4 protein-coding genes and 1 pseudogene are annotated in these 7,612 nt (G+C 69.2%); 4 read left to right on the top strand and 1 reads right to left on the bottom strand.

All coding sequences use genetic code 11. The features are described from left to right. The 4 genes and pseudogenes from NBX02_RS14740 to NBX02_RS14755 all read left to right on the top strand — a co-directional run. A pseudogene (locus tag NBX02_RS14740) lies at positions 1-326 on the top strand (XRE family transcriptional regulator); the annotation flags it as partial. A 291-nt stretch (positions 327-617) separates the two neighbouring features. Beyond that, entirely contained in the window at positions 618-4,208 is a 3,591-nt protein-coding gene (locus NBX02_RS14745; protein WP_445548442.1) for a type I restriction endonuclease subunit R, read from the top strand. Beyond that, a complete protein-coding gene (locus NBX02_RS14750; protein ID WP_250291778.1) occupies positions 4,205-5,728 on the top strand; it encodes a restriction endonuclease subunit S in 1,524 nt (507 codons plus the stop codon). Before NBX02_RS14745 ends, NBX02_RS14750 begins: the two co-directional genes overlap by 4 nt. Continuing rightward, positions 5,725-7,248 carry an HsdM family class I SAM-dependent methyltransferase gene (locus tag NBX02_RS14755; protein WP_250291780.1) on the top strand — a complete coding sequence of 508 codons (1,524 nt, stop codon included), beginning with the start codon at positions 5,725-5,727 and terminating at the stop codon, positions 7,246-7,248. Before NBX02_RS14750 ends, NBX02_RS14755 begins: the two co-directional genes overlap by 4 nt. A gap of 124 nt (positions 7,249-7,372) precedes the next feature. On the opposite strand, the gene NBX02_RS14760 is transcribed toward NBX02_RS14755, so the two are convergent. Next, positions 7,373-7,540 carry a hypothetical protein gene (locus tag NBX02_RS14760; RefSeq protein ID WP_250291783.1) on the bottom strand — a complete coding sequence of 56 codons (168 nt, stop codon included), beginning with the start codon at positions 7,538-7,540 and terminating at the stop codon, positions 7,373-7,375. Positions 7,541-7,612: the final 72 nt, after the last annotated feature.

The following is a 7,612-nucleotide window of genomic DNA, read 5'->3' on the forward strand; positions in this document are numbered from 1 at the left end:
CAGGTGGCCACCGCGCGGGTCACCCCCAGGGCCGCGACCATCTGGGCATGCTCCTCAAGGACGGCGATCCCGCGGTCTCCGGCTGGAAGGCCGCGCCGCCGACCACCGGGAGCGCCGGATTCGACACCCTGCTCGCCGTTCTGACACGCCGTGAGTTCGATCAGGCTGGTGTCAGACCGCCGGCATGGTGCGAGCCCAGGCGCCTGCCGGAGCCGTGGATTCCCGACCATCCGTTCCTCACCCGCGAGCAGGTCATCGCCAGGACCCCGGGCTTCCTGAAGGAACTCAGCATCTTCGTCCCCGCCCGCGACCTGGTCACCGCGTGAGCGGCGGCTATGAGTCCACGGCAGACGAGATAACCGCGCTGCTCGCCAGGCTTGCCGAGCAGGCCGCCCACCTCCTCGCACGCGCGGGGCCGGTCGGCGGGTAAGCCGTTATGTCGTCGGTCGCGGGGTGCATGTTGTGGCCGGCGACGGCGGGGTCCGCTCTGGCCAGGAGTGTGGTCATGCTGTTGTCCTGCCGGGGGGTTTGCGGGGTTGAGGTGATAGTGGGCCGGTATCCGGGGTCTCGTATGGTTAGGGGCTTGCTGGTGGCCTTGGGCGGGGGCGAGGGCGAGGATGGTGCTGGTCGACGAGCGGCTCGGTGGGGCCGCGAAGGGGTCGCCGAACTTCGGGCCGCTGTATCCGCTCCAGCCGTTGCTGGCCGTCTACGGCGCCTTCGCCGAGGCGACGGTGTTCACCAACCCGAACGCGTCGCTGATCCAGTCCGGCCAGTTCGGCGAGGTGCTGGCCGAAGAGATGATCGCCAGGATCGGTATCCGGCTCGACGGCACCCGGCAGGTCGACCGGCTCGCGGCGCTGACGAAGGCCGGTGTGCTCAGCGCCCGGGTCCGCACCGACTTCGACCGGCTGCGCCGGGACAGGAACAGGGCCGCCCACGAGTACCTCTTCGACAGCACCCGCGCCTTGGTCGCCGTGCGGATCTGCTACCAGCTGGGCATCTGGTTCCACGACGCGGTCTCCGGCCGCCGGACGATCGCCGAGTTCGTCCCACCCACCGACCCGGGCGACGGTGCCACGATCACAGACCCGGCCGAGCTGGCCGAGCTGCGCGAGGCCCTCGCCGGCCATCGGCAGGCACTGACCCAGGCCCGTACGCGGCTCGCCGAATCCACCAGCGCGCTGGACGCCGAGCGGCGGGCCCGCGCCGAGGCCGAACGGCTGATCGCCAGCGCCGACGCGAACCGCCGGCAGCTCCTCGACACCGTCGAACAGCTCACCGCCCGGCTCGAGCGGCTCCGCGACACCCAGCACGCCAGCTATGAGGCCACCCGCCAGCAGCCCCGTCAGGTCGACGTCCGGCAGCGCGAGGTCATCATCCAGCGCGCCCAGCGCCCGGCGCCGCTCAACGAGACGCAGGCCCGGGCCGCCATCGACGGGATGCTGTGCCAGGCCGGCTGGCTCGTTCAGGACCGCGACCAGGTCAATCCCGCGGCCGGTCAGGGAGTGGCGGTCCGCGAGTTCACGCTGGCCACCGGCCGCGCCGACTACGTCCTCTACGTCGACGGCAGGATCGTCGGCGTGATCGAGGCGAAGCGTGAGGGCGACCATCTCTCCAGCGCCGTCGAGCAGAACGACCGGTACGCGGCCGGCGTCCTCCAACGGCACCGCAACGCCGTCTGGCGGGAGTCCGAACCGTTCGCCTTCCGCTACGCCACCACCGGCACCGAGAGCTACTTCCTCAACCGGCTGGACCCGCACGCCCGCTCCCGGGCGGTCTTCACCTTCCACCGGCCCGAGACCGTCGCGGCCTGGATGCGGCGCGCCGGCGAGCACCCGGACGCCCCGACCTGGCGGGCCGCCCTGCGCCAGCTCCCCGAGCTGGAACCGAACGGGCTGCGCCCGGCACAGGTCGACGCGATCAACGGCCTGGAACGTTCTCTGGGGGACGACCGGCCGCGGGCGCTGATCCAGATGGCCACCGGCGCCGGCAAGACCTACACCGCCGTGGCGGCCACCTACCGGCTGCTGCGGCACGCCGGGGCACGCCGGGTCCTGTTCCTCGTCGACCGCACCAACCTGGGCCGCCAGGCCCACGACGAGTTCCGCCGGTTCACCACCCCGGACGACGGCCGCCGCCTCGCCGACCTCTACAACATCGACCGCCTCGGCCCGGCGGGGCTGCAGGACACCTCCTCGGTGGTCATCTGCACGATCCAGCGGATGTACGCACTGCTGCGCGGCGAGCAGCTCCCCGACATCGAGACCGACGACGCGGACGAGACCGACGGGGCCAACGGGGCCAGCGGGGCCGGTTACGAGCCGTACGCGCTGGACCAGCCCGCCGAGGTCGCCTACAACCCGGCCGTCCCGGTCGAGGCGTTCGACGTGATCGTCGTGGATGAGTGCCACCGCTCCATCTACGGCCTGTGGCGCGGCGTCCTGGACTACTTCGACGCCCATCTGGCGGGCCTGACCGCCACCCCGACCCAGCAGACCCTTGGCTTCTTCAACCGTAACCTGGTGTCGGAGTACACCTACCAGCAGGCGGTCGCCGACGGGGTGAACGTCGACTTCGACGTCGTGCGCATACACACCGACCTGCGGGAGAAGGGCGTCGCCACGATCGAGTCGGGCACCACCGTGCGGGTCCGGGACAGGAAGACCCGCCGGCAGCGCTATCAGGAGCTCGACGACGACTTCACCTACACCACCAGCCAGATCGGCCGGTCGGTGGTCGCCGTCGACGAGATCCGCGCGGTGCTCACCGCCTACCGGGACAGCTGGCGGAGCTGGTTCCCGCCGAACCGGCGCGAGCTCCCCAAGACTCTGATCTTCGCGGTCGGTGAGGACCACGCCGAGGACGTCCTCGCCCAGGTCAAGGAGATCTTCGGACGCGGCGACGACTTCGCCAAGAAGATCACCTACAAGAGCCGGCAGGCCGGGGAGAACCCGGACGAGCTGATCCGCGCCCTGCGCACCTCCCCCCGCCTGCGGGTCGCCGTCACCGTCGACATGATCGCCACCGGGACGGACGTCAAGGCCCTGGAGTGCGTCATCTTCCTGCGTGACGTGCGCAGCGCGGTGCTGTTCGAGCAGATGAAGGGACGCGGCGCCCGCACCATCGACCCGACCGAGCTCCAGGAGGTCACCCCCGACGCGGACGAGACGGTCCGCAAGGACCGCTTCATCCTGGTGGACGCGGTCGGCGTCACCGACTCCCCGCTGGTCGACGCGAAGCCCCTGGCCGCCGCCACCGAACGGCAGGTCTCGCTGGCGAAGCTGCTGGACAGGGCCGGCACGAAGTCGATCGCCCTGAGCGAGGCCGAGATCCTGGCCGGCCGGCTGGCTCGCCTCAACCAGCAGCTCACCACCGGGGAACGCGACGCCCTGACCAGGGCCGCGGGCGGCCGGACCCTCTCCGAGATCGCCGGCGCCATCGTGCGGGCGGTGGACCCGGACCGGCAGGAAGAAGCCCTGGCCGACGGCGGCAAGGCGGCCGCCCGGCAGCTCGTCGAGGACGCGATCGCGCCGCTGACGGGCAGCCCCGAGCTGCGCCGGCAGATCATCGAGATCCGCCGCGACAAGGACTACGTCATCGACGAGACCACCGCCGTCGAGGTGACCAGGGTCCACGAGATCCCCCGCGCGGAGCGGGCCCGCGAGCAGATCGCCCGCTGGGCCCGGCTGCTGCGGGAGGAACGCGACCGCCTCCCCGCGGTGACCATCGCCCTGACCAGCCCGCGCTCGGCCGCGCCCGCGGAAGCCTACGAGGCGCTGCGGTCACTGAACGCGGAAATCCGCCGCCCCCACTACGCCTGGTCACCCCAGGTACTCTGGACGTACTACGAGGATCTTGGTGTGGCCGTCCGCTCCGACGGGCGCGAGGCGGGCATCCCCGACCTGATCTCGCTCATCAGGTATGAGTTGGGCGTGGACGAACAGCTCCGCCCGTACCGGGCAACGGTCGAGGACCGCTTCGACACCTGGCTACACCGCCAGCACCAGACCGGAGCAGCCTTCACCGACGACCAGCTCTGGTGGCTCCACTCCATCCGCACCGTAGTCGCCACCGGCGCCGGCATCAGCCCGGACGACTTCAGGCACGAGCCCTTCAAGGCCCACGGCGGCGGCCGCGGCTTCGCCCACGCCTTCCCAAACCGCAACGCCCGCTCCCTCCTGGCCGAGCTGAATCGAGAACTGGCTTGAGTGCCATCGAATTTTCAGCTCTGCCGAGTGGGTGGATCTGGATTCCACTTGATCAGATCTGTGAAATCAACCCACGTACGTGGGAGACTCAACCTGCGCCTGACGAAAAAATATCCTTCGTCCCCATGGCGGCGGTCGAGGCTGAAACAGGACTGATCGACGCGTCCGCCGAGCGGGCGTGGGCAGAGGTTGAAAAGAAGACGTACACGAGATTCCAGGAAGGCGATATACTTTTCGCCAAAGTTACTCCGTGTATGGAGAACGGAAAGATCGCGATAGCATCTGGCTTGCGCGACAAAAAAGGGGTTGGTAGTACCGAATTTCACGTTCTGCGACCTTCAGAAGAAGTCTCTCACCGTTACATACTTCACTACCTCTTGCAGCGCAGCTTTCGTGCGGCGGCCGAGCGGAGCATGTCGGGCGCTGTCGGCCTACGCCGTGTTCCCGCGAAATTTCTTGGTGAAACACGCATTCCTTTGCCCCCACTCGCGGAGCAGCATCGCATCGTCGAATCCCTCGAAGAGCACCTCTCCCGCCTCGACAGCGCCGAGCGGCTGGTCGCTCGGGCCACCGTCCGGGCCCGACATCTTGAAGAAGCCGTCTCAGCCATCGCCTATGGGTATGACGTGCCAACCGGCGAGCCCGCCGCGGCCCCGCCCACACCGGGCGGAACGGATGACGGGCTGCTCCCCCGAATCCCAGCCTCTTGGACGTGGCTGCGGCTGGGGGAGATCGCCGATGTCGTCGGCGGGATCACCAAGGACCTGAAGAAGCAGTCCGACCCCGATTTTCCTGAGGTTCCCTATCTACGGGTGGCGAACGTCCAGCGAGGGTGGCTGGATCTTTCCAAGATTGCGATGATTCGCGTGCCGGCGGCGAAAGCCGCGCAGCTCGCGCTGCGGGCGGGTGACGTTCTCCTGAACGAGGGCGGGGACCGCGACAAGCTGGGGCGCGGGTGGGTCTGGGAGGAGCAGATCCCCGGCGTGATCCACCAGAACCATGTGTTTCGCGCCCGGATTCGCGAGAACATCATTCATCCAAAGCTGCTCTCCTGGTATGCGAACAGTGCCGCCCGCTGGTTCGAGGCCAACGGCAAGCAGAGCGTGAACCTGGCGTCCATCAGCCTGTCGAAAATCAAGCAGCTGCCGGTTCCGGTCCCGCCGCCCGAGGAGCAGGCTGCCATCCTGGAACGCATCGAGGGACAGCTCTCGATGCTCGCTGCCACGGCCAGACTGTCGGAACAGGCGACGAAGAGATCGAAGGCTCTCCGACGTGCGATCCTCGCCCGCGCCTTCAGCGGCGAACTCGTCCCGCAGGATTCGGCTGATGAGCCGGCATCCGTGTTGTTGGAGCGGATTCGGGCTGAGCGTGAGGCTCAGGGTGCCCGGGGTGGCAAGGGCGGGGTCAGACGTGCCGCCCGTCGTCCTCGCAAACCTGCGGCTACAGTCGATGGGCCGTCGGCCTTTGCAGGCGCGGCGTCCGTCCCCGCTGATGCTGTTCAACAGGAGCTTAAGCTGTGACTCCCGCTTCCCCCGCTCAGGCACATGCGCAGACCAGCTCGCTGGTCGCGAAGCTGTGGAACTACTGCAACGTGCTGCGGGACAGCGGGCTGTCCACCATCGAGTACGTCGAGCAGCTGTCCTATCTGCTCTTCCTCAAGATGGCCGACGAGATCGCCAGTGACCCGTTCACCGAGGAGGAGGCCCGGCCGGTCGTCCCGGCCGCGTTCGACTGGAAGGCGCTCGCCCGGCTCAAGGGCGTCGACCTGGAGGTCCACTACCGGCGGACCCTGGAGGCGCTGGCGAAGAACGCCGGCACCACCCTCGGCACGATCTTCGCCAAGGCGCAGAACCGGATCACCGAGCCCGCGCTGCTGGAGAGGCTCGTCATCGACCTGATCGGCCGGGAGGAGTGGACGATCCAGGGCACCGACCTCAAGGGCGACGCCTACGAGGGCCTGCTCGCCAAGGGCGCCGAGGACACCAAGACCGGCGCCGGCCAGTACTTCACCCCCCGCGCCCTCATCGACGCCATGGTCGACGTCACCCAGCCGACCCCCACCGACACGATCACCGACCCGGCCTGCGGCACCGGCGGCTTCCTCATCGCCGCCCACCACTACATCCGCACCCACCACATGGACGACATCTCCCGCGAGGACCGGCTCTCCCTCGGCGCGGGAAAGATCTGGGGCACCGAACTCGTCACCGGGACCGCCCGGCTCGCCGCGATGAACATGCTGCTGCACGGCATCGGTGACGCCGACGGCCCATCCCTGATCACCGTCTCCGACGCGCTCGCCGAGCAGCCCCGCCGGCACGCCTCGCTGGTGCTGGCCAACCCGCCGTTCGGGAAGAAGTCCGCGATCACCGTCGTCGGCACCGACGGCCGGGCCGAACGCGAGGACATCTCCTACGAGCGAGCCGACTTCCGCGCCACCACCACCAACAAACAGCTCAACTTCCTCCAGCACATCATGTCGCTGCTGGCGATGAACGGCCGGGCCGCCGTCGTCCTGCCCGACAACGTGCTGTTCGAGGGCGGCGCCGGGGAGAAGGTCCGCCGCCGGCTGCTCGAGGAGTTCGACCTGCACACCCTCCTGCGCCTGCCCACCGGCATCTTCTACGCCGGCGGGGTGAAGGCCAACGTCCTGTTCTTCGAGAAGAAGCCGCCCCGCGGCGGCGGCGGCCACAACACCTCGAAGCTGTGGGTGTACGACTTCCGCACCGGCAGGCACTTCACACTCAAACAGCGCCCGCTGCGCCGCGCGGACCTCGACGACTTCGTCGAGGCCTACCTGCCCGGCAAGCCCCACGACGAGCGGGTCGAGTCCGAACGTTTCCGCGCCTTCGACCACGCCGACCTGATCGCCCGCGACAAGGTCAACCTCGACATCACCTGGCTGAAGGACCCGGCCCTCGACGACGCCGACAGCCTGCTGCCCCCCGAGCTGATCGCCCGTGAGATCGTCGAGGACCTCCAGGCCGCCCTCGCCGAGTTCACCGCCCTCGCCGACTCCCTCGGCGGCGAAACCCCCTGAACGCGCCCCGCGGGGCACACTCCTCGGCTGGACTCTGGACTGTCGTGGGCTGGGTCGTCGCCATCGCGCCTGCCGTCGACCAGCATCCGCCGGCCACGTATCCACCCGGGCCGCCGCCGCCCGGTCAGTATCCACCGGGCGCGTACCCGTCCGGGTCGCCGGCACGGCACCAGCGGGCGTTGCGGGCGGTGGCGTGCGGAACGCGGCGCCGGGCCCCGCAGGCGGCGCACCCGGGAGCGTCACTGTCGATCAGGCTTTCCACGGCTGACGGCGCGTCACCGGTGCCATGCATGATCGCAAAATTCGCGGTTCGCTAGCCTTCATTCCGTATACCGCGCCCGCCGGGGAAGCAGGACGCCGGAGT

The sequence above is a fragment of the Protofrankia sp. CiP1_Cm_nod1 genome (assembly GCF_920888515.1).
Taxonomy (GTDB): Bacteria; Actinomycetota; Actinomycetes; order Frankiales; family Frankiaceae; genus Protofrankia.